The organism is Granulicella mallensis (assembly GCF_014203225.1).
GTDB classification, from domain to species: Bacteria; Acidobacteriota; Terriglobia; order Terriglobales; family Acidobacteriaceae; genus Granulicella; species Granulicella mallensis_A.
This window is the reverse complement of sequence record NZ_JACHIO010000018.1, coordinates 84,599-109,854: the sequence shown is the minus strand read 5'-3', so window position 1 is coordinate 109,854 and position 25,256 is coordinate 84,599. Positions and strand designations below refer to the sequence as shown.

The window sequence follows — 25,256 nt, the reverse complement described above, 5'->3', positions numbered from 1 at the left end:
TTCCGTGGCTTACCGGATTCTTGCCGGTCGGCTTACTTCGGGGATAACGAGGCCGAATAAATACTCAGTTGCACATACGCAGCTTCTAGCAGCGGTGCTGCGACGCCATGAGCGCGGCCTCGGGCGAGGAAGTCTCCAAGGATGTGGTCGGCCTCTACCGGTGCACCCTTTTGCAGATCCCGAAACATGGAGGCCGTGAGCGCGGAGCCCGGTTCGGTCATGCGGGCGGTGTGTTGCTCTAGAAAGTCCGGCTTCTGCGGATAGCCGTTGGCTGCCGAAATGGCTGCCGATTCGGCGATGATAGCGCGCACAGTCTCCACGCCGCCTGCAGCGGCTTCGATCTCTCCGATCGTCCCGCGCAGCAGGCAGGTGGTGCCGGCAAGGCTTGAAAGCATCGTCCACTTCATCCACAGAGAGGCCAGGATGTCGGGCGAAAGCATGGTTGGGAAGCCGCAGCCCTGCAGTGTAGCGCCCAGGGCCTCGATGCCCGGGGTGACACTCTTGTCGCGCTCACCGAAGACCATGTCGTGCCACGGCCCGAACTGGAGGACATGGCCTTCGGGACTGAGATCGGAGACGATGCGGGTCGAGCCGCCAAGAATGGCGCTCTCCCCGAAGCGCGCGACGAGGATATCAAAATGGCGCATGCCGTTGAGCAGCGGAAGGATCATGGTCTGCGCGCCGACGGCGGGCGCAAAGTCCTGAATGGCCGCGTCGAGCGAGTAGGCCTTCGTGCTGAGCACGATGAGGTCGAAGGGCTCGACGATCTCGGAGGCGAGCAGCAGCTTCGGCTGCATCGCGAGGTCGCCATGGGGGCTCTTGACGACCAGCCCTGTGCGGCGCAATTGTTCGGCGCGACCGGCACGGACGAGAAAGGTGACATCACGACCAGCAGCGGCGAGCCGTGCTCCAAAGTAACCGCCAACAGCTCCGGCTCCGACGATGAGAATGCGCATGAGGTTCTCCTACTTGCATCCATGTTACCGAAGCAAGAGGCATGAGGTGAGAGTATGAACACGAGCGGAATAGCGTATTCACAAAATAGCGATTTAGTTCGAAAGCCACATTCCAAAGGCCGCGATCGTAAGCGGGCCATTCGACGGTGAGGTTGGTATCGAACTAAGCCCCGAAGGGGCGACGCTATCCCAGCCCAGGGCGTAGCCCTGGGTTACAGGGCCAATAGTGCTAGAGGGCTGAAGGCCCGATCTATCGTTCAATCCCAGATATACCGTTCATCGTATTCAATGCCGTATTTCTTGAGGAAGGTTAGATATTCCTGCTGAAACGTGCGGGTTCGGTGATGTTCTTCCTGAGTATCGATGTAGCTTCGCAATACTTCCAAATCCGAAGGTCCGACGGAGAACGCGCCGTATCCAGCCTGCCATGTGAAATGAGCCAAGGTGGACGATTGTACTTTGAGCCATTTTGAGGATGAAGCCTTCAGTTCCATTACAAGTTGCGAGATTGTAATCGTTCGAGAGAGGCGAATAGCGAGGTGGACGTGGTCTGCGACACCTCCCACTCGATAGCATTCGCAGTCCGCGTTGCGGGCCACGGTGGCGAGATAAGCGTGAAGTTCTGGCCGTATCTTGGCATCGAGGATGGGTGTGCGGTCTTTAGTGCTGAAGATGATGTGGATGAGTAGGTAAGAGAGCGACTGTGCCATGGTGAAAGGATAGATCGGGCTTTCAGCCCTCTGTCTTTTCTCTACGTCACGACCCAGGGCTACGCCCTGGGCTGGGATAGCGTCGCCCCTTTGGGGCTTAGAGTTGTGCTGAGTTCAGTGGACCTGAGCCAGCCTCAATTTTCCAGCCAATTGTGACTTCGTACTCTGTCGCGGGCATATCTGTCCGCTCATTCCTCGTGATGGTGAAACTGTCATTAAAAATGAGCAACATCAGGCCGTAGTCTGTTCTTCCAACTGCATCGCCAGTTCTTCCCACTCTGCCGTTCGTGCGGCGTGCTGTTCGCGGAGGGTATCGAGCTCCGTAGCAATCGCTCGTGCAGCCTCTGCTGTTGTGAACGCAGCCTGCTGTTGTTCGGCTGCCAGAATGCGGGCCTCGAGGTCGGGAAGTTCGTTCTCGATAGTGGCTACACGGTCTTCGAGCTGCTTCAGCTTGATGGGGTTCAGGCGCTTGACATTGGTCTTGGGTGTCGCCGTCACAGGAGCCAGCGAGCCTTCCAGCTCGTGCGTGCTGGTACCAGTCTCCGGCACGGCACTGCCTGCCTGCTTGACGGGTTTGAACATGCCCGTGGCCGCGTCGATGTGGGAGTTGGTTGCGGTATCCGTGGTGAGCTTGGCCTTGGCCTCGGCGGTGTTCGTGGGGATGCCGCCGCCCTTGCGGAAGAGGTAGTCCTCGTAGTTGCCGGGATAGATATGGACGCGGCGGTCTTCGACCTCGAAGACGCGCGTAGCCAGACCGTCGATGAAGTAACGATCATGCGAGACGAAGATGACTGTGCCGCTGAACTCGCGGATGGCATCCAACAAAACATCTTTGGCGCGAAGATCGAGATGGTTCGTCGGCTCGTCGAGCAGCAGGAAGTTCGCGGGTGAGACCAGCATCTTGGCCATCGCGTAGCGGTTGCGCTCTCCGCCGGAGAGCACGCCGAGCTTCTTGAAGACGTCGTCGCCGGTGAACATGAAGCAGCCCAGCAGCGAGCGCAGTGTGACTACGTCGACGCGCGGGTTGGAGCCGGTGATGTCGTCGAGCATCTCGGCGTTGCCGTCGAGCACCTTGTACTGGTCCTGCGCGAAGTAGTCGGCCAGCACGTTGTGACCGAGCCGAAGGGTTCCGCTCGTGGCCTCTTCCAGACCGGAGAGCATGCGAATCATCGTCGATTTGCCCGCGCCGTTCGCGCCGACGAGCGCGATGCGGTCGCCGCGTTCGATGGTGAAGCTCACATTGTCGAGCACACGCTTTTCGCCGTAGTGCTTGGTCAGGTTGGTGACCTCGATCACGGTGCGGCCGCTGGCGGGCGGTTGCGGGAACTTGAAGTGGATCGTCGCCTCTTCTTCCGGCACTTCGATGCGCTCGATCTTCTCCAACTCCTTGATGCGCGACTGCACCTGCTTGGCCTTGGTGGCCTGGGCGCGGAAGCGGTTGATGAAGGCTTCGAGGGCTTCGATGCGGTCGCGTTGGTTCTTGTACGCGGCCATGATCTGCGCGCGGCGCTCTTCCTTCAGCGTCAGGTACTTCTCGTAGTTGCCGTGGTACACGTGCATCCGCTTGTTCCAGACTTCGACGATCTTGTTCACCGTGACGTCGAGGAAGTAGCGGTCGTGCGAGATCAGGATGAAGGCGTTCTCGTAGTTGTGCAGGTAGTCTTCGAGCCAGTTGCGCGATTCGAGATCGAGATGGTTCGTCGGCTCGTCGAGCAGCAGCAGCGAAGGTTTCTGCAGCAGCAGCTTGGCCAGCGCGATGCGCATCTGCCAACCGCCGGAGAACTCCTCCGTCCGGCGCTGCCAGTCTTCCTTCGAGAAGCCCAGGCCGCCGAGCACCGCGCCTACCTGCGCGTCCAGCGTGTAGATGTCGTGCACGTGCAGATGGTCGGCGATCTCGGAGTAGCGGTCGGCCGCAGCGGCGTACTCGCGTGACTTGGGGTCGGCATCGGAGAGGATGTGCGTCAGCGCTTCGGACTCCTTCTCCATGTCGCGGAGCTCGTCGAAGACTGAGAGACACTCCTCGAAGACGGAGCGGCCGGAGAGCGCGAGGCCGTCCTGCGGCAGATAGCCGAGCGTCATGCCCCGGACGTGGGTGCGCTGGCCGTAGTCGAGCGACTCCATGCCGGAGAGGATCTTGAGCAGCGTGGATTTGCCCGTGCCGTTGCCACCGACCAGGCCGGTGCGCTCATTGGGGGTAATGAGCCAGTTGACGTCATCAAAGAGGAGTTTTTGGCCGAATCGTTTGCCGGCGCCGGAGAGTTGGAGCATCGATTTCTATTTTCTCATTACTGCTTTCTCATCCTTGCGCTTTTGCCTTTGCCTTTGTTCTTGCCTTTGCCTTTGTTCTTGCCTTTGCCTTTGTTCTTGCCTTTGCCTTTGTTCTTGCCTTTGCTTTTCTGGTTGTCATTCCGAGCGCAGCGAGCGAACCTGCTTCCTCCCGCTCTTTGTTCATATCTCCCAGAAGATACGCGCCAGAGCCGGAGCTTGGTTTGGGCTCACTCATGTCGCTTGTGGTAGCGCTGGCAAAAAACGGGAGAAAGCAGGTTCGCTCGCTGCGCTCGGAATGACAACAAGAAAGGCAAAAACAAGAGCAACAGCAGATTCCCTGCAGGAATGACAACCAGAAAAGCAAAGGCAGCTGCTAGCCGTCCCAGCTATTAAATGCATCGAAAGGAGATTGGAGCCTTGCACAAATGAACGACGATGAGACGCAGCGTGGTACCGAGCCCGAACGGGCCGCAGTGAACAGATCGCCGCGCTGGTGGCGCAGGCGATGGGTACAGGTGACATTGACGGCTGTGGTAGTCGTCCTGGTAGGGCTTGTGATCGGAGCGGCCTATGTCATCCATAACGAGGAGCCTCTCGTCCGCGGACGTGTGGTAGCGGCACTGAGCCAGCGATTCAACTCACCGGTTGAGCTGGATAAACTAAATATCTCCTTGCTGCAGGGGATTGAAGTGCATGGAAGGGGCCTGCGCATACGCTATATCGCGGGACCCACAGCGCCGGACCATGAAAGCAATGTGCCGATGCTTTCGGTAGCCAGCTTCACGTTCCGGACGAACTTCACGGAGCTGTTGCACCAACCGATGCGCGTCGAACATGTAAGCGTCGAAGGCATGGAACTGCACATTCCGCCTGCGAACCAGCGTGGACCCTTGATCCATCACGACGATCCAGGGGCTACGCCGACGAAGGTTACGTTCCTGGTAGACAGGATCTCCTGCAAGGATGTGAAGCTCTTCATCGAGACGAGCAAGCCAGGGAAAGATCCATTGGAGTTCGACATCCAGAAGCTCATCCTGACGGATGTCGGCGCGACCCAGCCGTTTGCGTATGAGGCTGATCTGACCAATCCCAAGCCCCTGGGGCAGATTCATGCCACCGGGCACTTTGGTCCCTGGGCCAGCGCGGAGCCGCGCGATAGTCCGCTGGACGGTGACTACAGCTTCAGCCACGCCGACCTGAGCACGATCAAAGGCATCGGCGGAATGCTGTCGTCGACAGGTCACTTCAGTGGACAACTCGGGAACATCACGGCCGACGGAACGACGGATACGCCGGACTTTTCGCTGGATGTCAGCAACCATCCGGTGCCGCTGCATACAACGTTCCACGCCTACATCGACGGTTCCACAGGCGACACGACGCTCGATCCGGTGCAGGCTCATCTGTTGCACTCGGACTTTACCGCTCGGGGTAAAGTGCAGATGATTCACGGGCAGGGGCACGACATCGCGCTCGATGTGGATATGCCCCATGCGCGTATCGAGGACATGCTGGAGCTCGGGGTGAAGACCGATCCTCCACTGATGCACGGTGCCCTGACGCTCAAGACGAAGCTGCACATTCCGCCTGGGCACGTGCGCGTGGCGCAGAAGGTAGAACTGACAGGGAACTTTGCGATTCATAGTGTGGGATTCAGCAATCCCAAGGTGCAGGACCGCGTGGACTCGATGAGCATGCGTGCCCAGGGCAGGCCCCAGGAGGCCGGTGCGGCGGGCAGCGATCGCCAGGCTGAGGTGCAATCGGAGATGACTGCGCACTTCAACCTGGGCCATGGCGTGATTACCGTGAACGACCTGCACTACAAGATTCCCGGAGCTCTGGTACTGCTGAATGGCGTCTATTCGATGGATGGCAACCTGTTCGAGTTCAAGGGCCACGTCCGCACCGATGCGACGGCCTCGCAGATGGTGTCGGGCTGGAAGTCCTGGCTGTTGAAGGGGGTCGATCCGTTTTTGAAGAAGAATGGAGCCGGCCTGGAACTGCCGATATCGATTAGCGGCACAAAGGGTGATGTAAATTTTGGGCTGGCACTGAATGGCACCTCGAATGAAACGCCCGAGCAGATGAAGGCGGATTTGAAGGCGAAGGCCGCGGCGCGGAAGGGTTTCCCGCAGCCTCCGAAGCATTGAGCTGTTCAAAATGAAAGACAGCGGCTGCCTTGCCCTGCTAACTTGGATAAAGAGCAATGTCTTCACAGCAGCATCTTTTTTCCGAGACCCGGCCCGTGCAACCCGCCCAGAAGAACGAAGATCCGGCGCCCGCGCCGGTGTGGCTACAGCGGTTGAGCCTCATTGTGCTGGTTATCTTCTGCTTTTATATCGGCGGAATCCTGTCGTTGCTGCCCTGGTGGCCGCGTTATTGGGACCAGAATGGCTGGCTGCTGGCGCACCCCTCGCTTGACGCGATGCTGCAACACGGCTGGGTGCGTGGGATCGTAAGCGGAATCGGACTTTTGGACGTGTGGATTGGTGTGAGCGAGCTGCTGCACTATCGCGACTACCGGGCGTAGTTGCAGGGTAATCCCATTTGATTTTTAGTGCCAAAACGAATGCCTGGTGGGTAACACCAATCCTAAGCCCCGCAGGGGCGACGCCATACCAGCCCAGGGCGTAGCCCTGGGTTACAGGCCAATAGAATTCTGAGCCCTGAAAGGGCGATCTATCGGTGGCAGCACGATAGGTCGCCCCTTCAGGGCTTAGCTACTGCGGCGGTCCTAACCCAGGGCTACGCCCTGGGCTGGTATGGCGTCGCCCCTGCGGGGCTTAGTTTGGTGCTTGTCTCTATCTTTATGTTCTCCCTCTGTATTTTCAGCGCTGAGGATTTCAAGGCAATTGCCCTGGGCCTAACGGCTTTACCTCTATGAATTCACATCCGCTCGCGAGACAATAGCTGTCTTATGCCGAACACCCTCGATCCCAAGCACTCTGCGGAAAATCCCAACCCTCTTGAAGCCGCGCCTCTCGCGTATGAGAACGACGAGTTTTTGAACTCGCCGGATGGTCGCATGCTGCGCATCATGGCTGAATACTCCGAGCCGATGGCGCGGTTTCGCCGCGAGCGCATCCAGGACACGGTCGTATTCTTCGGCTCGGCGCGGTTTCGCGCGTTTGATGAGGCCTCTCAGCAGCTCGAACTGCTGGAGAATACAGGTTCCACCAAGCTCGCTCCCCCGGAGGAGCAGCCCGCCCGCGCTGGGGAGTCGGAGGAAGACACCACGGAGTTGAAGCACAAGCGCGCGGAGGCGGCGGTCGAGATGGCCCGTTACTACGAGGATGCGCGCACGCTGGCTCGGCTGATGACGGAGTGGTCGTCGAAGCTGCCGGGACGCAGGCATCGTTTTGTGATCACGTCGGGTGGCGGCCCAGGCATCATGGAGGCGGCAAACCGAGGCGCGTGGGAGGCTGGCGGCAAGACCATCGGGCTGAACATCAAGCTGCCCTTCGAGCAGATGCCGAACCCCTACATTACGCCCGCGCTGAACCTGAACTTCCACTACTTCTTCATGCGCAAGTACTGGTTTGCCTACCTCGCGAAGGCGCTGGTGGTCTTCCCGGGCGGCTTCGGAACGCTGGACGAGATGTTCGAGCTGCTGACCCTCGCCCAGACGCATAAACTGGCGAAGAAGATCACGGTCGTCATCTACGGATCGAGCTACTGGAAGAACGTCATCAACCTGGAGCTGCTCGCCGAGAAGGGAGCAATCGGGCTCAAAGATATGGACCTCTTCGAGTTCGCCGACACGCCGGAGGAGGCGTTCCACATCCTGCGCGATGGCCTCACGATGAACCACCTCGATGGTGAATCTTCCGGCCAGCGCGATGAGGAACCAATTCCAGCAACACCCGCTCCCAGCGCACAGGAACTGCTTGGGCCGGATATCGCGAAGACGCAGTCGTAGAGCAGGAAACAGCTGCATTTCCTGTTTGCGTGTGGCGTTTCATCGAATCATAGTGGCAGCATGCAAACATTTCGCTGTGGCAAGAACCGGAAGGGCCTGGCTTCAGCCAGGCCGTAGGTGTGAGGCACGATCCCTTCCTTTCTGCCGAAGGCCGGAGTGAAGGCGCAGCCGCAACGACTGAATTGCCTTCTTTAGTGGAGGCGAACCAGTCTGGTCATCGGCACGAATCTCTGCAGCACGTCCCGAGAGGCACACTCCATCAGGTCCGACATTGGTGAGGTGCAGGCCCTGCGAGGGAAGGGCAGAGGCCATCCCCATACGTTTTTGGGTGCATGAAAGAAAGCAATTCAGTCGTTGCGGCTGCGCCTTCACTCCGGCCTTCGGCAGAGCGGAATAAGTTTTCAGCTTGACCTTATGCGGCAGGGTTGAAACCCTGCCCTTCCGGTTCTTGCCACATCAGCGTGTTTGCATGCTGCGAGAAAGAACTGATGACACGCCCTAATTTCTGGTAAGAACCCGCAGCAGAGCTCTTGGTCCTACGAGCACAAAGTCCAGTACGACACGCGGCATCGTGCGCAGATCGTGTGCCAGGGAGGTGCCATGAGCCCCGCCGAGCATCACGCCGCGGCGCATGGCGTACCAGCTAAAGCACGATGAGATGGACGCGAAGCAGAACGAGACGATAAGGCCGGTGCCCAGGTGCGGCGTTCCGGCCGCGCGGTGTATCCCGAGTTGGGCCAGAAGCATCAGGGAAGGCATGCCAAGCCAGACGACCAGCGCGGTCGCCCAGACCGGCTGTGCGGCGCGCAGGCGCTGCGAGACGGCTCCCAGCAGCCCGGCGGCGAAGATGGCGAAGACAGCTTCCACCAGCATGGCGCGGAGAGCCTTGTGATGGCCTGATTTCAGGTTGCTCGCGAAGAAGGTGCTCGCACGGATCACCGCGCTGATCGCCGCCGCCTTCCAACTCCAGGTGGCGAAGAGCGTTGTGCGGGGACGCAGTACGATATCCCGCAGGGCCGTGCCTAAAGCTATATCGAGATCGTCCGAATGCGCTGCCTGCGTCGAGTTCATAGCCAAGTTCATAGCGTCAAGTTCATAGCTAGGATAGGTGCATCATAGCGGAGAGCGTGAGTATCTAGCCTCAATCTCACAACAATTGCGTATAGGAAACTCCAGGGGGAAGGCCTCTGTTCTGCCGAATCTCCGCGTCGTGCCTGCTTCATTGCCTAAGGGGAAATAGAGAGGGAAATCACTTCTATCTCCCTGCGTTTACATCATTTACTCCAAGCGCTGATAGCATGAGGGCGATGCCGCTGCGGGTTGCGTACTTTCCGGACAGCTTTCATGAAGTCAATGGCGTTGCGCACACCAGCCGCAACTTCGTCGCCTTTGCGCAAAGGCATGGGTTGCCGTTTCTGTGCGTCCGCGCAGGCCGCCGCGCCAATGCCTTTGAGCAGGAAGGCGAACTGCGCACGCTGGAACTGGGCCGCAGCGGGCTGGCGGTGAGCCTTGAGCAGGACCTCCACTTCGACACGCTGTTCTTTCGCTATCGCGACCTGATCTCGCAGACCGTGCGCGACTTTCAGCCGGACGTGATTCACATCACGGGCCCCAGCGAACTGGGCATCTTTGGCGCGTACTTTGCCTGGAAGCTCGGCATCCCGCTGGCCGCAAGCTGGCACACGAATGTGCACGAGTATGCCGCGCGACGCATGCGCTGGCTGACGCGTCACCTGGGAAGTGCGGGCAAGAATCTGGACAACGCCACCGAGACGGCCACCCTGGACGCGACCTCGCGCTTCTATCGCCTGGCCAAGGTGCTCTACGCCCCGAACCCCGAACTCTGCGCTCTGCTGGAACGCAAGACCGATCGGCCCTGCTACCTGATGCAGCGGGGGGTTGAGACGGACCTCTTTACTCCTGCTAAACGCACACGCACGGAGGACGGACAGATCGTGCTCGGCTACGTGGGAAGGCTCTCGGTAGAGAAGAACGTCGCGCTGCTGCCTCGTGTCGACGCCGAGCTGCGCGCCCGAGGGATTACCGCGAAGTGGCTCATCATCGGCCACGGCGCGGAGGAGGCTGTCCTGCGCCGTGAGCTGCCGTCCTCGACCAACTTCGCCGGGGTGCTGCGCGGCGATACCCTGGCCGAAGCCTACGCGAACATGGACCTGCTGGTGTTTCCTTCGCACACCGACACCTTCGGCAATGTGGTGCTGGAGGCCCTGGCGAGTGGGGTTCCTGCGATCGTGACACCGGATGGCGGTCCCGCACATATCGTGCGCGATGGACAGACCGGACGTGTGGCGACCGACGCCGCGTTTGCAGGCGTGATCGCCGAGACGCTCACGCAGCCCGAGCAATTTGCAGCGATGCGAACGGCCGCGCGGGAGTATGCGATGGGCTGCTCGTGGGACGCGGTCTTTGAGCGCGTCTATGCGGCGTATCCGACCAGCCGGTAACGGGTAGTGTCTGGAGAATCGGGAACAACAGAGAATCACCGATTTTGTTCCCCCCAGAGACGTCATCCTGAGCGTAGCGCCTCGCGTTTTTTTGCGAGGTGCGGAGTCGAAGGACCCCGAAGGGTTCGATCTCACCCAAGAGGTCGGGACCTTTCCCAGCACGAGAGTTCAGGCTCGAGCGCTCGGGGTAGAAAAGCTCCAAAGGGCATAGGCGAGAGGTTAACCTTCGGGGTCCTTCGACTCCGCGTCCCCAAATGCTGGGACGCTACGCTCAGGATGACGATTCTGTGGGAGGTACAAACAAAAGCTGATGACGCTTCTGTGGGGAGACATAAAACATGAATGCAGCGATAGTGGTTTTGCTCTAAACCACTATCTCCGATTCGTCAGATGCTACCTGGGGATGAGTCCTGAATCGATGCCCGATGCAAGTGTTCAGGTCTGGAATTGAACGCCGCGCGGAATTGTCTGGGCGTCTGTCCCTTTGTCTCTTTGAACTGACGATTGAAGTTCGCCAGATTTCGATACCCGACACTATCAGCGATCAGGGAGATCGGTTTATCGGTATGGATCAGGAAGGCGCAGGCGTTGCCGATCCGCAGCCTGGTGACGTATTCGGTCGTCGTCATTCCCGTCTGCAGCTTGAACAGACGGTGCAAAGAGCTTCTGCTTAGAGCTGCGATCTGGCTGAGCTGGTGAACAGCATTCTGTTCCCGATAGTGCTCATGCAGGTAGGAGAGAACGCGACCGATCCGCTCTTCCAACGCATCGGGCATGGCATGGACCGGCGCCGAGGTCAGTGGTCTTGCCTGCACATCCCGCGACAGCAGGAGCAGGAGTTGCAGCAAGGCCGGCAATCTGTCCTCGGCTGTCTGATCCAGCATGGCGCAGATCATCGGACGGGCCCTGGCTCTCACCTCTTCGGAAAACTCGATGGCCCTGGCCGAGCTTTCAAGAAGCGCCTGTAGGGGGCGTAGCTCGACATGCGGCCGAATCAGGCTCTGTACGAAGGCGTCACTGAACCACAAGACGAGTGCCTGGTGTGTCGGACCTCTCCCACAGTCTCCGCTGGAGCACCAGGTATGAGGGATCTTCGGGCCAATGAGGACCAGATCTCCGTCATCGTAGGAGGACATGTTGTCTCCAACAAAGCGCTGCCCACGGCTGTTCAAGGTCAGGGTCAGCTCGTACTCGCTGTTGTAGTGCCACTCGAAGGGAATGGCCGGCAGGCGCCGGTCGAACAGGGTCCACGATCCTTCTTTCGAGGCCGCAATGTATTCGAGGTAGGGCTTCATCGTGGGTACCGAATGACGGAATTGTATTCGTTTTGATAAAAGATGTGAGATTCCAGTACCGGTTTTTGATACAGGGCGCAAACATGGACGAAGCCGGACTGCCTATCGTTGTCCTGTGCGCAAGAGCGCTCTGGAGGCAGCGATGAACCAGACAGCCGTGATGGACGAAAAGGCAGCGGGCAAGCCCGGCGACAACAAACTCACCCCTGCAATCTCTCGGGAACCCCTTCACCTGATCCAGAAGAAGCTGCCTCTGCGGGTGCTTTCCAGGGAGGACTTCGCGCACTGGCAGACCTATGGCTTCGTGGTGGTCAAACAAGCTGTGCCCAACGCTAACGTCGAAGCCCTGAAGAAGCTCCTCTGGGAGTTCCAGGAGATGGATCCCAATGACATCTCTACCTGGAACACGGCTCAGCTACGCGATCATGCGATGAAAGAGCTGAACAACAGCGGCATGGTGGAGATCTACAACCATCAGGCCCTCTGGGATAATCGGCAGAAACAGCGCGTTTACGACGCATTTGTGGACATATGGGACGACGAAAAGCTCTGGGTCACGATCGATCGTGCCAACCTGAACACGCCCAACAGGAGTGGCCGCGCCTTTAGCGGCTTTATTCATACCGACGTCGACACGACGCTCGAGCCGCTTCCCGTCAATGTGCAGGGGGTCCTCTCCCTGGTGGACGTCGATGGCGAGACGGGAGGCTTTCAGTGTGTCCCGGAGCTCTTCCGCACGTTTGAGGAGTGGAAGAAGCTCCAGCCGGAGGGACGCGACGGCTTCAGGCCCAATGTCGATGGGTTCGAGGTGTATCCGGTGCCGATGAAGGCGGGCGACCTCATGATCTTCAACAGCCTGCTGGCCCATGGCATCCGTCCGAATACTTCGGAGGACAAGGTGAGGATGGCGCAGTACATCTCGATGACACCGGCCGCGGAGATCGATGAGGAGTTGCGCGAGCGGAGGATTCAGTCGTGGAAAGAGCGCCGGGCACCGGAGGGATTCGCTTTTCCGGGGGATCCGCGCGAGTGGGAGCGGACGAAGTACGAGACAGCCGTTCTTACTCCCTTGGGTCGTAAGCTGCTTGGGCTTGATTCGTGGGGTTGAGCTGCTAGTACGAGTGCAGCTCCCCAATGAAGACACTCCAGGGCGCGAGGGTCAGTTGCTGGGTCGTCTGGAACCGCATGTTTGCTTTGTCGGAGACCAGCAGCATGCGCAGCCCGCCAGGACGCAGATGCAGGCGCTCTATATCGTTTTGGAGCGAGAGTGTCGTGGTCTTCGCCGAGAGGTTACAGGCAATAATGACGGTCCCCGTTTCGCGCACACCCGGAGCCTGGCGTACCCATACCAGAGCGTTGTCGGCGTTGTGATCGAGTACGGAGAGCGAGCCCGTCTGTAATGCCGGACTTCCGTGATGTAACTGGCTCAGCCTGCGGTAGAAGTTCAGCAGGGAATCGGGATTCAGATCCTCGATGGCTACATTGAGAGATTCATGCCCTGGGACGGAGGCCTCTGCGGGTAGCTTTCCGGAGGTGAACCCCATCAGTGAATTCGGATCGGCGCTCGGTTCGCCCGTCCTCGGATCGATAGGCCGGGGCTTGGGCTTGGTAGGCGGGGGAACATAAGGCACGAAGGCGGTGTAGACGTCTTCGCGCTGGGGGGTGGGCGTCGGTTTGGGAGCTTCTGCCACGGGCTCAGTCGGCTTTGGCAATGTGATGTTGCCGGGAGTCCACTGCATCGTGGAAGCGCGCTCAATTCCGATCTCCTGCCCATCATGCAGTGAGGCAGGCCCATGCGAGGCAAGCAGCATCGTGGCGGCGATCTTCGCCAACGAAGCCTCTGGCGGCGTCTGTCCATCGAGCTGCAGGACGAGGGGCATGTCCGGCGAGGCTTGCACTGCAGCCAGCTCGCCGCGGTAGTTTTCCAGCGTAGCAGCCCCTTTGCCGAGGTTGAAGTCGACCAGTTCGTGAGACGCACCGCGCTGCCCTCGACGTGCTGTTGCGGCGGCGGGGTCGTTATCGGTGAGCAGGATGCGGTCGCCGGGAAAGCTGTTGACCAGTTGGCGGAGAGGCTGCAGGGGGTCTGCTGTTCCGGCCGGGCTCGCAAACAGCGAACTCTTCGCATAGAGCCCTGCCGCTCCGCGTGTTAGCCAGGACCTCGCCTCGGCCAGGGCTTGTTGTGCCCCGCCTTCATGGTGGGGTGCGAGTTCGACGATGATTCGCACATGGCGACTGGTCGCCTCACTGAGCAGATCGTCGAAGCCTGCGTCGTCGAAGGGCGACTCCAGCACGATGGCATCGACCCCGAGGGATTGCAGGTAGTCCAGCCGCTGCGCAATGCCGCGCAGGTCGCCTGTGCCATCGCCGTCGGAGTCCTGAAAGTTTTTGGGTTGGACGCGATAGAAGACGGCGTTCTGCCACCACGTCTCCTGCGTAAGGCCTGAGCCTGCCCAGCCGGGGCGTGCGAGGGTCTGGGCCGCCACTGGAATCGTGGGCGGCGCGCAGAGCAGGAAGACGCTACAGAGAAGGATTGTCCGTTGGTTCAGAATCTGCATAGACAAGACCGTTCCTCACTTTGATGCTACGTGAGAAACGGTCCGTGGATAGGCTTGGGTTATTTGCCCAGACGTGAGTTACTTGCCCAGATAGGTACGGTAACGCGTCTCGACGACGCCGGTGTTACGCGCGAGTTGCAGCTTGGCCACGTTGTACTGGTAGAGCGCGCTCACGAGCTGAGCATCTGCACCGGTCACCGTCGCTTGTGCGTCCACCACTTCAAGGTTCGTGTCGACGCCCGCGGTAAAGCGGTCGCGCACATCGGAGAGCTCCTGTTTGGCGAGTTCCACGTTGCTCTGCGCTACCTTTACCAGCTCATTCGCAGCGTTTACGTCCAGCATCGCAGATCGAATCTGGGAGTCGATGGCGACGCGCAGGTCAGCCTCGCGCTGCCGCAGATTGGTAATCTGGGCGCTTACCTGCTGCTCTTCTCCACGCTGCGCGGCTTCCCGGAAGATGGGGAACTTCAGGCTGCCCTGGGCGGTGAAGACACCGTGGTACAGGCCTCCGGTTTCACCCAGAACGCCGTAGAAGCCGTTGAAGGCCAGGGTCGGCAGGCGCTGATACTTCACGGCGCGCAGCTCGCGGCCGTAGACGTCGGCCTCTGCCTGCAGGCTCAGGAAGTCTTTGCGGTGCTGGTAGGCCGTTGCCTTGGCCTGGTCGAGGTCCATGTCCGCAAGCTGCTGGAACGGCGCGGTATCGGTGAGCTGAAGCTGCTGTCCGGCGGGCAGGCCCATGATGCGGTCGAGCTGGATGATGTCTTCGGCTAACTGGGCTGCGGCAGAGATGCTGGATTGATCGCGCTGCTGATATTCCACCTGGGCGCGGAGAGCGTCAAGACGGATGCCGACGCCGGCGTTGAGCCGGTCGGTGGCCTGATCGAAGAGCGTTTTGGCCGACTCTTCTTCAGCCTGGGCGTTGGTCAGGGTGGCCTGGTCGGCGAGAACCTTTAGATAAGCGGTGCTAACGGCTAGTACAAGGTCTCCGCGACCGTTCAGTGTGTTCAGGTCGACGACGGCTGCTTCGCGCTTTGCTCCGCGATAGAGCTCGTAGGCTGAGAGATCGAACACTGTCTGGTCGGCGTTGATCTGCGCCTGGGTTGTGTTGACTTTGACGATAGTCGGGAACTGACTGGGATCAAAGCCAAAGTCAGCAATGAGCGAAGACTTAAAACCCAGGGCCGCGAGATTGATCTGTTGCGCGCTGCTTTGGGCTGTGACGCTCAACGAGGGCAGAAGCGCATTGATGACGCTGTATTCGTCGCCGCGCACGGTGCGTTGGTTCGCGCGGTCGTACTTGATGCGCAGGTTGCGCTCCAGGCCGTAGGAGATCGCGTCATCCAGCGAAAGCGGCAGAGGGCCGTCTTTGGGAAGCTCAACGATGACGCCGCCCGGTCCCGTGGTCTTGCTGGGGGCGGTAAAGATCATTCCCGACCCAGCGGGTCGCCCTTGCGTCGTGTCTTCCAGTGCCAGCACAGCGCTGGGGGCCGAAGGCAGGCTGGCCGTCGCCGAGACCGGAGCCTGCTGCGCAGGTAGGGCGTGGCCCGTGGCCAATACAGCGGCCAGCGCTACAGCTGAAGAGAATCGATGTCGTTGCAAAGTCACTGTCATTAGAGTGCCACGCAAAGGAAGGAGATGCGAAATATCGGGAGAAAAGTTGTTTGTTCTCAACAGTCGGTTTTACGGTCCAGACCATTGCGGTTTTTGGCAACTTCCAGGGACTATGGATTTTTGAGCAGACCCGCTGCCTCCTGCAGGCTATGTGCCGGCGAGGGCTTCCAACCGGTTTTTACCTCGTCCTCCTGGGTTCCGATGGTTTTGAAGAGCGCGTGTCCCCCGATGTGGACGTGCGTTTCGGTAATCTGCCACAGCCCAGGGGCGATCTCGCGGCGTTCGATATCGAAGGTGCCGCCCTGGTTCAGCTTTCCGATGAGGCCGAAGGCAATTTTGATGTCTCCGACCAGCTTGCCGCGCAGGGTGCGGATGCGATTACCGTTCTTCACGATGACCATCTGTCCGGCCATCGTTCCCATGACGTGCGATTCCATGTTCGGGGGATCGAAGGCGGGATTCGGCTGGTAGGCCAGGGTAATGGTCTCCGGGGTCTCGCTGACGATCGTCCAGAGGTAGGCTTTGGGGAGCATCTTCAGCATGGAAGAGGCCTGTTCGTCGTCGTGCGCATCTTCTTTGCGCTGTTTGGCCTGGGCGGAGCGATCGTTGGCGTACTCAGAGATACGGCTCATCTCCTCATCGCTGGCTGCAGCATCCAGGGGCCGGCCCCACCGTTCCACGATGCGCTTCAACTCGCCGTCGGGTGTCTGGACAGCCTGATAGGTGACGTCTTTGCCGGGGGTCACATCGTGGCCTCGATAGATCCAGAGGCTCTTATCGGTGCGAGCGGCGGACAGTTCGGACTGCACAGCAGCTTCAACCGCCTGCTGTGCCTGAGGCTGTGAGGCCTGTGCCTGAAGATTCTGCGGGGAATACAACGCGGCCACCAGCGTAAAAGCGACCAACGACAAATTTCCGATGGAGCAGCGTACCAGCATCGTTTCAGATTAGATGCTGGAGGGGCCCTTGTGGTTAAAAGGGGTTATTCGGGGACAATCTTTACGAAGATGCCGTCGGGCAGACTCGCGCTTCCGAGCAGATGCACTACCCCGTCGCGGGTAAAGCCGCGAAGCATTCCTGCCGGAGGTTTTTGCGAAGCGCTGGCCGGCGAAGCCACTCCGGGGGATTCTTGTACCCCTCCAAGGCTGGACGGTTGGGATGGTGCGGTCGATTTTGAAGGGTAGGGTGTTGCGCGCGGAGTTGGGGCTGCTTCACCGGCGGCGCGCGGACGCTTCATGCCGCGGTCCATCGCTTCGTTGGCCAGGCGGTCGGCGTCCTTGTTCTTGTGGCGCAGGGCGTGGCTGATCTGGAAGCCGTCGAGTTGCGCGATACGGCGGCGGGCCTCTTCCCAGAGGGGGCGCAGGTCGGGCGAGTTCACCTTGTACTTGCCCTGGATCTGTTTGACCATCAGCTCGGAGTCGGAGACGACGCGGAGATTCTTGTAGCCGTTGTCGAGTGCCCATTGGAGGCAGCCGAGCAGACCGGAGTATTCGGCGTAGTTGTTGGTGCGGAGGCCGAGGAATTCGCTGAGTTCGGCCAGAACCAGACCCGCCTCATCCTGGATGAGGGCTCCATAGCCAGCGGGGCCGGGGTTGCCGCGGGCACCTCCGTCGCAGTGTGCAGAGATCCAGGAGGCGGTGTTCTTCGGCGATTCAACAACGCGCGGCTCGGACGGTTCGGGGAAAAGCGAAGGCATTGAGACAAGTGTAAATGCCCCCGGAGATATTCGGGCGTCCTATGCGGCTATGCGGCTGCGAACTCGAGTTTTCGGTATGGGGCCGTTATACACGTAGACCCAGCACTCCTGCTGCGTGCCGTCATCCAATGTGACGGAAGTTTTCAGGCGTCGAAAGAGGCTGTGTTCAGGATCCTCTGGCTGGTACTCTTCGTATTCGTCCAGACGCCTCAATGCGGTGTTATCAGAAGGTAAAGTGAAAATTTCACCAGAAATCTCTTCAGTATTGCGGGATGTGAGGACCACGGCAGGATAATCGGCGAGTTCGTAACGAACTCCCCGAATGGTTCCATGGCCGACATGGCGAAAGTGGCTCACAATATCGGCGATTTCTTTTGGCGCACGATTAGGGTGCAGCGTGCCGTAGACGAACAGTCGTTCTGCCATGCTTTCACTCCCTTCAATGCGCCTTGCGCCTCTTACTAAGAAGTTTATCGAGGTACTCGAATCCTTTGTGCGGATTCTTAACATAGTCTCGCAATAGCCGATTTTCTTCTAGCAGGTTCAGGTAGTAGCCAAGCATTGCCTCAACGGCTTCTGCTGACAGAGTACCGCAGCTCTCAAAGTAGGCCGCTAATTCGAAGAAATTTAGAAAGTCCGTAAACTCTCCTGATTCCGACGAGACAAGCCGGTCAATTTTTGAGGATGCGGACTTCTTGTCGTCATCGAGGGCATTGCGAATCTTTTTGTATGTTTCGTCTACGAAGAAAGAGCGATGAAGTTGGGAGATGAACTCTGCCTCTTTAGTACGGGTGTTTTTCTGATAAGTACGAATTGCTATGCCTGCCGAAACGGCAGCGACTATGGCCGAGACACCGGCAAGGGCTAAGGAAGACCATTGCAATGCGAACTTTTGAATATCAGTGGGACTCATCGGTGAAGTGATGATAATCGCGAAGACTAGAAAGTTGAATTTCTCGACGCTCTGCTTACCTTTGATCGGGTGAAATCGTCTATCGAGGTGTAGTCACCTGACTCCGGAGTCAGACAAGCATGAGCGTAGTAGAGGCGATCGTCCTTCCCGGCGAGACCAGCCGCCGTCGTCCCAGTCCCTTCGCCCTCGGCCTGCAGCAGGCACCAGGTAGCGCTGCAGAGGTAAAATCAGCGGCAGGTATGCCGAAAGCCGCCGCACAACCCGGTACGCGTGCCAAACTGTCCACCGAGCAACTTGAGGCACGGCAGCAGCAGCGCGCTGAAGACGACGAATTGATCCGTGCGGCCCAGAAGGGCGATCGCGCGGCCTTCGATACGCTCGTCCGCCGTTATGACCGCAGCGTGCTTCGTCTCGCGCTGCATGTGCTTGGTAATGAGCAAGATGCACAGGATGTTCACCAGGACGCGTTCATCAAGGCATATCGCCACCTGTCGAACTTCCGTTTCGAGTGCTCGTTCTATACGTGGCTGTACCGCATCGTCACGAACCTGTGCCTGGACCAGCTTCGCCGCCGCAAGAGCCGCCGCGAAGACCCGTCGACCGTGCTGGATAGCTCGGGCGATGAGATCGACCTGCTGGCTAATCTGCAGGATGGCCGTGCGATGGCCAACCCGGCCCGCGAGCTGGAGCGTAAGGGCATGAACGAGGCCATTCAGAGCGCACTGGCAGAGTTGACACCGCGTGAGCGTACGGTCTTCGAGTTGAAGCACTACCAGGGGCTCAAGCTGCGCACCATCGGCGAGATGCTCTCCACGACGGAAGAGACGGCGAAGAACACGCTCTTCCGGGCAACAAGGAAGTTGCGGGCACGGCTCGCGGATGTTCGATAAGAAGTAGAAGTAAGAGCAGGGATTGGAAGTACGGGCTCGTCGTCAGATCGTGAATTGGCAATAAATCAGTGGCCGTAGAGCCGCATGCAGCAAAGGCAATACCACTCAGAGGCTGGTTAGAGGTACGCAAACATGACGTGTGAAAACGCACAACAGAACATCATCCTCGCGCAGTATGGCGAGCTTCCGGACGAGTTGCAGTTTCCGCTGGAACAGCACATCGCAGGATGCGAAGACTGTCGCCGCGAGTGGAAGGCCCTGCTGGCCCTGAACGAGGAACTCGCGCTGACACCCATGCAGGAGCCCTCGCCGAACCTTCTGGCCGCCTCGCGCATGAGGCTGGATGAGGCGCTCGACGCCATGCCGGCCCGCTCGCTCTCGCAAAGCTTCTTCGGCAGCGCCTTCCGCTGGCTGGGCTACGTGCAGGGAGCGCCCGCGCTCACCACGCTTCTGCTCGGAGCGGGCTTTCTGGGCGGCAACTTTATCGCGCGCTACCAAGTGGCCCATGCGCCCAAGCTGCCGACGCCGGTCATTCTTTCGAACTCGACCAACGGAGCGATTGCGAGCGTTTCGGGCATCGTGCAGACGCCCAACTCCGACCTGGTGCAGGTGAACTACAACCGGCTGGTGCCGGAGACTGTGCAGGGATCGCTCGACGACCCGCAGATTCGCCAGTTGCTGATGCTTGGCACCAAGCTCGCGACCAGCAACGATGTTCATGCCAACTCGGTGGCGTTGCTGGCCAGCGAGTGCGCGGCTGGCCATCGCTGCGACGCGGACGGTACAAGTGAGGGAGCCACCGGCATTCGCACGGCGTTGCTGGCTTCGCTGCGTAACGACAAGAGCCCGGAAGTCCGGCTCAAGGCATTGGCTGGATTGCAGCCCTATGTGGCCCAGGACGAACATGTTCGCGATGCCGTACTGGGAGCGCTGATGCATGACAAGAGCGCTGACGTCCGGACACAGGCCGTCTCGATGCTGGAGCCGGTGCAGGGAGACTCCAGCGTGCGGCAGGTGCTGCGCACCGTTTCGTCGCAGGATGCTAATCCGGCTATTCGTACTGCGTCGTTCCAGGCTCTACAAGGTGCGGCAGATATCCAGTAATGCCAGAATCGCTACAACTCGAGCTTGTGCGACTGAGCCTCTCTCCACAGAATCGAGGGGGACAACCCTTTGTGTTTTCGCGGCGGGGTGGAGCGCTCTCCTGCCTGCTTGCTCTCACGCTGACCTTCACAGTCGCACCCCGTTTGCTGGCGCTCACCTCGCAGCAACTGCGCGGTACCGTCGGGGGGCATGAACATGTTGCCGGATATCTTGGAGTCGGCTTTCATGACATCACCGACGATCAGGTTGCAGCGCTGCATCTGCAAAAGGGACGCGGTGCCGAGATCATCCTGGTCGATCACGATGGGCCTGCGGGCAAGGCGGGGTTGCAGCCGCATGACATCGTCGTGCAGATCAACGGTCAGCCTATCGAGGGAGCAGAGGTTCTGCGGCGTATCATTCGCGATGCCGGCGCGGGGACGGCGATAGGGCTATCGGTCGTGCGCGAGGGACATCCTGTCTCGCTGATCGTGCAGCTGGCTGATCGCGATGAGGTCGCCCGCCGCGCCTGGCAGGAGCACATGATAGCGTCGGATGCGCCGACAGACGATACGGTCGATAGCAGCGTGGATGGCAATACGGCCGATTCCGCTCCCCGGTCAGCTCATACCCAGGGCTTCATTGGCAGCATGCTGCACATCGGGCCGTACACCGGGGTTGCGTTGGAGGCGATGGAGCCGCAGCTTGCGGGATTCTTTGGGGCTCCGCATGGCGTAGGCCTGCTGGTTCACACGGTCGAGCCCAACAGCCCGGCTGCGGTGGCGGGTTTGCGCGCGGGAGATGTTGTTTTGCGCGCGGACAGCGTTGCCATGATCTCGACAGCCGCATGGGCCAAGCATCTGCATCTCAGCAAAGGTCGCCCGATTGCGTTGACTGTGTTGCGTGATAAACGAGAGCAGACGCTGATCTTAATTCCTGACAGCAAGAAGCGGTCGGCGGTGGTGATCCCGCAGCTCTTCGATGAGCCGGTTGTGGTTGTTTCGTATCTGCGATAGGCCTGTAGCGATAGGCCTGGGTAGTGTCTGACGAATCGAGGACTACGTTTTTGCTGTTGTCTCTGAGATAGGCCCGGGCTTTAGCCCTTGGGATAAGCCTTCCTATCTCCTGGCATCTCTGCCTGCGGAGAGGAGAGCCTATCCCAGGGGCTGAAGCCCCTTTATTGGCTATCTTGAATGTCCGGGCTAAAGCCCGGATCTGTCTCAGAAGCAAAGACAAAAACCGCTATTTCCCATTCGTCAGACACTACCTAAACCCAAACGCCAAGCTTCGTACGTAAGTTACGACTTCACGACAGCAGCGGGCTTGCCTTCCTGCACGTAGTTCTTATTCCATGCAGGGATTTCGGCAACGTAGGTGCCGGGTTTTTCGATGACGCACTGGCAGCCGAGCCGGGAGTTCAGCTGCAGGCCGGGAGCCAGGTCCAGGCGGTCGAGTTCAAGATCTTCAGCCTCGGAGACGCCCTTTTCGCCTTCCTTCAGGAAGATGTGGCAGGTCGTGCAGGCGGAGACTCCGCCGCAGGCGTGGTCGAGGAAGATGCCATAGTTTTCGGCTACGTCGAGAAAGCTCATCGGCTGGCCGTGGCCGTCGTAGGGCAGCGAGCCGAAGGGGAACTCGACGGTCTTGTTTTCTGGTTGGAAGGTCACGCGGACGAGGTTCTCCGCGGGTGGCTTGGAGAGGTCTACTTCAGGAAGCGGGTTTTGTGCGTGCTCTGACATGTCTTCCTCTATTTTAGTCTTCTGTCGATTCGCCTGGCGTCTCGGGATCGTTCTCGGCCGCTTCGATCTCGTTTCCGGGCTTCGAATCTTCCACTTCAGCCTTGGCGAAGGCATGCGGTGCGTTGGGTGCGGTGCCGAGGCCTTCGCCTGCGGCCTGCATTGTTTTGCCGCCGAGCGCGCCGGTGACGGCGGTGTCCATCATGATCTCGGCGAAACGGCGTGTCTTCTTGTCGAGATGCTCGATCGCGTTGCGGATGACCTTATAGTCGCCGCCGGTGATGGAGGCCTTGAGTTCGAGAGCGGCGGCCTTGATCTCCTCGTGTTCGAGCGAGGTGAGCTGCTGCCATGCGGCGGATTTTTCACCCTTTTCGACGGCGGCGAGGATCGTCTCCGCCTCGTTCTTCGCTTCGATCACCTGGCGTGCGGTGATGTCCTCTTCGGCGTTATCGAAGGAGTCGAGGATCATGGTCTCTACCTGCTCGTCGGTGAGTCCGTAGGTGGGCTTTACCTCGACCTGGGCCTCCTGTCCGCTGCGCTGTTCGCGTGCGCTGACGTGGAGGATGCCATTGGCGTCGATGAGGAATTTGACTTCGATGCGCGGCAGGCCGGCGACCATGGGAGGAATGTTCTTGAGGTCGAAGCGGGCCAGCGAGCGGCAGTCCTTCGCCAGCTCGCGTTCGCCCTGCAGGACGTGAATCGCGACGTTGGTCTGGCCGTCGACGCCGGTGGTGAAGTGCTCGGTGGCGCTGGCGGGGATCGTCGAGTTGCGCTGAATGATCTTGGCCACCACGCCGCCGAGGGCTTCGATGCCCAGGGAGAGCGGTGTCACATCCAGCAGCAGCAGGTCGTTGGTCGCGGCGTTCTCCGAGCCGGAGAGAATCTGCGCCTGCACGGCTGCGCCGAGTGCGACCACTTCGTCGGGGTTGAGCTCAGTGTGCAGCTTCTTGCCGCGGGCTTCCAGATCGAACAGCCCGGTGACCAGCGTGCGAACCGCGGGGATGCGCGTGGAGCCCCCGACCATGACGACTTCGTCGATCTGAGCCGCGGTGAGTCCTGCGTCCTTCAGGGCCTGTTTACAGGGGCCGGCAGTGCGCTCGATGACGCCCGCAATGAGCTGCTCGTACTGGGTACGGGTGATCTCGCGGAGGTACTGTTTGCCGTCTGGGAGCTCAAGGATAAGACGCGTGGAGTCTGCGGATGACAGCGCGATCTTCGCATCGATCACGGCCTTGCGCAGCGCCTGGATCGCTTCGGGATTCGTGCTGATGTCGAGACCGAGGTCGCCCTTGATGTCGTCGAGCGCGACGGCGGTGAGCAGGTTGTCGATGTCGTCGCCGCCAAGGTGCGTATCACCGCCCGTCGCGATGACCTCGAAGATGCCCTCGTGCAGCTTGAGGATGGAGATGTCGAAGGTGCCGCCGCCGAAGTCGTAGACAGCAATGATGCCGTCGCGCTTCTTGTCGAGACCGTAGGCCAGTGCGGCGGCTGTCGGCTCGTTGACCAGTCGCAGGACTTCGAGTCCGGCGATGCGGCCTGCATCCTTGGTAGCCTGGCGCTGTGCGTCGTTGAAGTACGCGGGCACGGTGATGACGGCTTTGGTCACTTCAGCGCCGAAGAAGCGCTCCGCATTTTTCTTGAGCTGTAAGAGGATATAAGCGGAGACCTCGGGCGGGGTGAGGGTGAGGCCGCCGATGTTGAGCTTTAGCACCTCGCCTGCCTTGAGCCCTTCGGCAAGCTGGAAGGGAAAGAGCTTCAACTCGGGTTCGACATCGGCGAGATCACGGCCCATCAGCCGTTTGACGGAGTAGATAGCGTTTGCCGAGTTGGTCAGAAGGACATTACGCGCGGCGTTGCCGACCGAAAATCCCTGGGCCGTATCCTGATCGAACGCGACGACCGAGGGAACGATCGGCGAGCCGTCTTCTCCGGGAATGACGGCCGGCGTGTCACCCTGCATGAAGGCGATGAGCGAGTTGGTGGTGCCGAGATCTATGCCGACGACGCGCTGCTGAGCTTGTTGCTGTTCTGACACGAAAATCCTCTTTCATGGGCGCTGTCGCGAGACAGAAGCGCCAATGACTATTGTCTTACATCGCGGACGGAGTTTGTCCTATATCGTGCTGGAGACTTGCAAAATTACGGTACAAATACCAGGCGCGTGTCTTGTTCTTTTTCGTTCCAGAGAGCTTCGACCTCGCTCAGAGGCACGGTTTTGATACTGAATGCGAAGGGTTTTTTTGCAGCAGCTTGAAAGAACTCCGCAATGGCCTGGCTGAGCTGGCTGAGCGACGCACTGCCGAAGCCGCTGCCGAGAAGCTCCAGTCCGGAGCTGCGCAGAGTGGCCGCAGGCAGGGAGATATTGGCTCCGGCGCTCGATCCGATCTGGACGAAACGCACGCGCGTCGAGGTGGTCTTCAGCCCTTTCTTCGCGATGGCCTGAAGCGCGGCCTCGGCGGGAGCGCCCCAGAGATAATCGAGCACGACATCGATGCCTTGATCGAACTCAGCGCGGAACGCGGCTACCAGGGCCTCGGGCTCTTGTTCGAGAGAGATCACTGCATCTGCGCCAAACTCTTTGAGCTTCGCTAAAGCTTCCGGGTTACGTCCCGCAGCGATGACGCGCCTCGCGCCGAGACGTTTGGCAATCTGTATGGAAAGCTGCCCGGAGACGCCTGTCGCGCCCAGAATCAGAACGCTTTCACCGGCCACGAACTTGGCTCGTACCGTGAGTGCGGCCCAGGAGGACATGGCGGGGTTAGCGATTCCTGCAGTGGTCGCATCGTCCAATCCCTCAGGCAATGGCAGGCACATCCAGCTTGGGGCCAGAGTGCGTTCGGCAAAGGTGCCGAAGGGGCTTCGCGCCACGCCGAAGAAGACGCGTGTTCCATCTTCCAGTCGCCCGACGCCATCGACGCCGGGAATAAACGGCAGTTCGCCGGTGCTGCCATAGTGCGTGCCGTTGGCCAGCGACTTCACGATGGGGTGCAGCGCGGCTGCGGTTACTGTGACAAGTTTTTCGCCTTCTGCTGCAACTGGGTCGGCGAAGGTCGTGTAACGGGGAGGAGCATTGAAGGCGTGGACGACGGCAGCGTTCATTAAATTCTCTCCTGGCAATTGCTTTCCACTGTACAGATGCGCTGTGATGGCGCGATGATGCAGGTC

Annotated in this window: 22 protein-coding genes; 8 read left to right on the top strand and 14 right to left on the bottom strand. The window is 59.7% G+C overall.

Annotated features, from left to right (window positions below):
* Positions 1-32: 32 nt before the first annotated feature.
* From HDF15_RS19420 to HDF15_RS19410, 3 genes are all read right to left on the bottom strand, one after another.
* Entirely contained in the window at positions 33-956 is a 924-nt protein-coding gene (locus HDF15_RS19420) for a ketopantoate reductase family protein (protein ID WP_184258542.1), read from the bottom strand.
* Between the two features lie 257 nt (positions 957-1,213).
* Entirely contained in the window at positions 1,214-1,666 is a 453-nt protein-coding gene (gene tnpA, locus HDF15_RS19415) for an IS200/IS605 family transposase (RefSeq protein ID WP_184258540.1), read from the bottom strand.
* A 231-nt stretch (positions 1,667-1,897) separates the two neighbouring features.
* Complete coding sequence (locus HDF15_RS19410) at positions 1,898-3,934, bottom strand: ABC-F family ATP-binding cassette domain-containing protein (protein WP_184258538.1); 2,037 nt, start codon at positions 3,932-3,934, stop codon at positions 1,898-1,900.
* Between the two features lie 425 nt (positions 3,935-4,359).
* On the opposite strand from HDF15_RS19410, the gene HDF15_RS19405 reads away from it, so the two are divergent.
* From HDF15_RS19405 to HDF15_RS19395, 3 genes are all read left to right on the top strand, one after another.
* The gene (locus HDF15_RS19405; protein ID WP_184258536.1) at positions 4,360-6,084 is read left to right on the top strand and encodes a hypothetical protein; all 1,725 of its coding nucleotides are present in this window, start codon (positions 4,360-4,362) and stop codon (positions 6,082-6,084) included.
* Positions 6,085-6,140: 56 nt separating this feature from the next.
* Positions 6,141-6,464, top strand: a complete 324-nt coding sequence (locus HDF15_RS19400) for a hypothetical protein (protein ID WP_184258534.1) — start codon at positions 6,141-6,143, stop codon at positions 6,462-6,464.
* A 387-nt stretch (positions 6,465-6,851) separates the two neighbouring features.
* Positions 6,852-7,853 (top strand): TIGR00730 family Rossman fold protein, encoded by a 1,002-nt coding sequence (locus HDF15_RS19395; RefSeq protein ID WP_184258532.1) that lies wholly within the window; start codon positions 6,852-6,854, stop codon positions 7,851-7,853.
* 498 nt (positions 7,854-8,351) lie between these two features.
* On the opposite strand, the gene HDF15_RS19390 is transcribed toward HDF15_RS19395, so the two are convergent.
* On the bottom strand, positions 8,352-8,924 hold the full coding sequence (locus tag HDF15_RS19390; RefSeq protein WP_184258530.1) for a hypothetical protein: 573 nt from the start codon (positions 8,922-8,924) through the stop codon (positions 8,352-8,354).
* A 236-nt stretch (positions 8,925-9,160) separates the two neighbouring features.
* Here HDF15_RS19390 and HDF15_RS19385 point away from each other — a divergent pair, with 236 nt between their 5' ends.
* Complete coding sequence (locus HDF15_RS19385; protein WP_311733155.1) at positions 9,161-10,315, top strand: glycosyltransferase; 1,155 nt, start codon at positions 9,161-9,163, stop codon at positions 10,313-10,315.
* A 386-nt stretch (positions 10,316-10,701) separates the two neighbouring features.
* On the opposite strand, the gene HDF15_RS19380 is transcribed toward HDF15_RS19385, so the two are convergent.
* Positions 10,702-11,610: an AraC family transcriptional regulator gene (locus tag HDF15_RS19380; protein ID WP_184258526.1), complete on the bottom strand. Its 909-nt coding sequence runs from the start codon at positions 11,608-11,610 to the stop codon at positions 10,702-10,704.
* Between the two features lie 142 nt (positions 11,611-11,752).
* Here HDF15_RS19380 and HDF15_RS19375 point away from each other — a divergent pair, with 142 nt between their 5' ends.
* Positions 11,753-12,718 carry a phytanoyl-CoA dioxygenase family protein gene (locus HDF15_RS19375; RefSeq protein ID WP_184258524.1) on the top strand — a complete coding sequence of 322 codons (966 nt, stop codon included), beginning with the start codon at positions 11,753-11,755 and terminating at the stop codon, positions 12,716-12,718.
* 4 nt (positions 12,719-12,722) lie between these two features.
* On the opposite strand, the gene HDF15_RS19370 is transcribed toward HDF15_RS19375, so the two are convergent.
* From HDF15_RS19370 to HDF15_RS19345, 6 genes are all read right to left on the bottom strand, one after another.
* Positions 12,723-14,165, bottom strand: coding sequence for an alpha-amylase family glycosyl hydrolase (locus HDF15_RS19370; RefSeq protein WP_184258522.1), 1,443 nt, complete (start codon positions 14,163-14,165; stop codon positions 12,723-12,725).
* A gap of 78 nt (positions 14,166-14,243) precedes the next feature.
* The gene (locus tag HDF15_RS19365) at positions 14,244-15,776 is read right to left on the bottom strand and encodes a TolC family protein (protein ID WP_184258520.1); all 1,533 of its coding nucleotides are present in this window, start codon (positions 15,774-15,776) and stop codon (positions 14,244-14,246) included.
* 110 nt (positions 15,777-15,886) lie between these two features.
* Positions 15,887-16,681 carry a hypothetical protein gene (locus HDF15_RS19360; protein WP_184258518.1) on the bottom strand — a complete coding sequence of 265 codons (795 nt, stop codon included), beginning with the start codon at positions 16,679-16,681 and terminating at the stop codon, positions 15,887-15,889.
* A 77-nt stretch (positions 16,682-16,758) separates the two neighbouring features.
* On the bottom strand, positions 16,759-17,472 hold the full coding sequence (locus HDF15_RS19355) for a ribonuclease HI family protein (RefSeq protein ID WP_221314518.1): 714 nt from the start codon (positions 17,470-17,472) through the stop codon (positions 16,759-16,761).
* A gap of 39 nt (positions 17,473-17,511) precedes the next feature.
* Entirely contained in the window at positions 17,512-17,898 is a 387-nt protein-coding gene (locus HDF15_RS19350; RefSeq protein WP_184258516.1) for a gamma-glutamylcyclotransferase, read from the bottom strand.
* A 13-nt stretch (positions 17,899-17,911) separates the two neighbouring features.
* Positions 17,912-18,385 carry a hypothetical protein gene (locus tag HDF15_RS19345; protein WP_184258514.1) on the bottom strand — a complete coding sequence of 158 codons (474 nt, stop codon included), beginning with the start codon at positions 18,383-18,385 and terminating at the stop codon, positions 17,912-17,914.
* 119 nt (positions 18,386-18,504) lie between these two features.
* On the opposite strand from HDF15_RS19345, the gene HDF15_RS19340 reads away from it, so the two are divergent.
* From HDF15_RS19340 to HDF15_RS19330, 3 genes are all read left to right on the top strand, one after another.
* The gene (locus tag HDF15_RS19340) at positions 18,505-19,275 is read left to right on the top strand and encodes an RNA polymerase sigma factor (RefSeq protein ID WP_014263718.1); all 771 of its coding nucleotides are present in this window, start codon (positions 18,505-18,507) and stop codon (positions 19,273-19,275) included.
* Between the two features lie 132 nt (positions 19,276-19,407).
* Complete coding sequence (locus HDF15_RS19335; RefSeq protein WP_014263719.1) at positions 19,408-20,379, top strand: HEAT repeat domain-containing protein; 972 nt, start codon at positions 19,408-19,410, stop codon at positions 20,377-20,379.
* The gene (locus HDF15_RS19330) at positions 20,379-21,374 is read left to right on the top strand and encodes a PDZ domain-containing protein (RefSeq protein ID WP_184258512.1); all 996 of its coding nucleotides are present in this window, start codon (positions 20,379-20,381) and stop codon (positions 21,372-21,374) included. Before HDF15_RS19335 ends, HDF15_RS19330 begins: the two co-directional genes overlap by 1 nt.
* 282 nt (positions 21,375-21,656) lie before the next feature.
* Here HDF15_RS19330 and HDF15_RS19325 read toward each other — a convergent pair whose 3' ends face one another.
* From HDF15_RS19325 to HDF15_RS19315, 3 genes are all read right to left on the bottom strand, one after another.
* Entirely contained in the window at positions 21,657-22,094 is a 438-nt protein-coding gene (locus HDF15_RS19325; RefSeq protein WP_184258511.1) for a 2Fe-2S iron-sulfur cluster-binding protein, read from the bottom strand.
* 13 nt (positions 22,095-22,107) lie between these two features.
* Positions 22,108-24,126 (bottom strand): Fe-S protein assembly chaperone HscA, encoded by a 2,019-nt coding sequence (gene hscA / locus HDF15_RS19320; protein WP_184258509.1) that lies wholly within the window; start codon positions 24,124-24,126, stop codon positions 22,108-22,110.
* Between the two features lie 104 nt (positions 24,127-24,230).
* Positions 24,231-25,190, bottom strand: a complete 960-nt coding sequence (locus HDF15_RS19315) for a zinc-binding alcohol dehydrogenase family protein (RefSeq protein WP_184258507.1) — start codon at positions 25,188-25,190, stop codon at positions 24,231-24,233.
* Between the last annotated feature and the right edge of the window lie 66 nt (positions 25,191-25,256).

Coding starts and splice junctions, on each gene's coding strand:
- HDF15_RS19340 (WP_014263718.1), top strand. CDS start 18,505: ATGAGCGTAGTAGAGGCGATCGTCCTTCCCGGCGAGACCAGCCGCCGT.
- HDF15_RS19355 (WP_221314518.1), bottom strand. CDS start 17,472: ATGCCTTCGCTTTTCCCCGAACCGTCCGAGCCGCGCGTTGTTGAATCG.
- HDF15_RS19370 (WP_184258522.1), bottom strand. CDS start 14,165: ATGCAGATTCTGAACCAACGGACAATCCTTCTCTGTAGCGTCTTCCTG.
- HDF15_RS19345 (WP_184258514.1), bottom strand. CDS start 18,385: ATGAGTCCCACTGATATTCAAAAGTTCGCATTGCAATGGTCTTCCTTA.
- HDF15_RS19405 (WP_184258536.1), top strand. CDS start 4,360: ATGAACGACGATGAGACGCAGCGTGGTACCGAGCCCGAACGGGCCGCA.
- HDF15_RS19375 (WP_184258524.1), top strand. CDS start 11,753: ATGAACCAGACAGCCGTGATGGACGAAAAGGCAGCGGGCAAGCCCGGC.
- HDF15_RS19350 (WP_184258516.1), bottom strand. CDS start 17,898: ATGGCAGAACGACTGTTCGTCTACGGCACGCTGCACCCTAATCGTGCG.
- HDF15_RS19365 (WP_184258520.1), bottom strand. CDS start 15,776: ATGACAGTGACTTTGCAACGACATCGATTCTCTTCAGCTGTAGCGCTG.
- HDF15_RS19315 (WP_184258507.1), bottom strand. CDS start 25,190: ATGAACGCTGCCGTCGTCCACGCCTTCAATGCTCCTCCCCGTTACACG.
- HDF15_RS19330 (WP_184258512.1), top strand. CDS start 20,379: ATGCCAGAATCGCTACAACTCGAGCTTGTGCGACTGAGCCTCTCTCCA.
- HDF15_RS19410 (WP_184258538.1), bottom strand. CDS start 3,934: ATGCTCCAACTCTCCGGCGCCGGCAAACGATTCGGCCAAAAACTCCTC.
- tnpA (WP_184258540.1), bottom strand. CDS start 1,666: ATGGCACAGTCGCTCTCTTACCTACTCATCCACATCATCTTCAGCACT.
- HDF15_RS19325 (WP_184258511.1), bottom strand. CDS start 22,094: ATGTCAGAGCACGCACAAAACCCGCTTCCTGAAGTAGACCTCTCCAAG.
- HDF15_RS19390 (WP_184258530.1), bottom strand. CDS start 8,924: ATGAACTCGACGCAGGCAGCGCATTCGGACGATCTCGATATAGCTTTA.
- HDF15_RS19420 (WP_184258542.1), bottom strand. CDS start 956: ATGCGCATTCTCATCGTCGGAGCCGGAGCTGTTGGCGGTTACTTTGGA.
- HDF15_RS19380 (WP_184258526.1), bottom strand. CDS start 11,610: ATGAAGCCCTACCTCGAATACATTGCGGCCTCGAAAGAAGGATCGTGG.
- HDF15_RS19385 (WP_311733155.1), top strand. CDS start 9,161: ATGCCGCTGCGGGTTGCGTACTTTCCGGACAGCTTTCATGAAGTCAAT.
- HDF15_RS19400 (WP_184258534.1), top strand. CDS start 6,141: ATGTCTTCACAGCAGCATCTTTTTTCCGAGACCCGGCCCGTGCAACCC.
- HDF15_RS19395 (WP_184258532.1), top strand. CDS start 6,852: ATGCCGAACACCCTCGATCCCAAGCACTCTGCGGAAAATCCCAACCCT.
- HDF15_RS19335 (WP_014263719.1), top strand. CDS start 19,408: ATGACGTGTGAAAACGCACAACAGAACATCATCCTCGCGCAGTATGGC.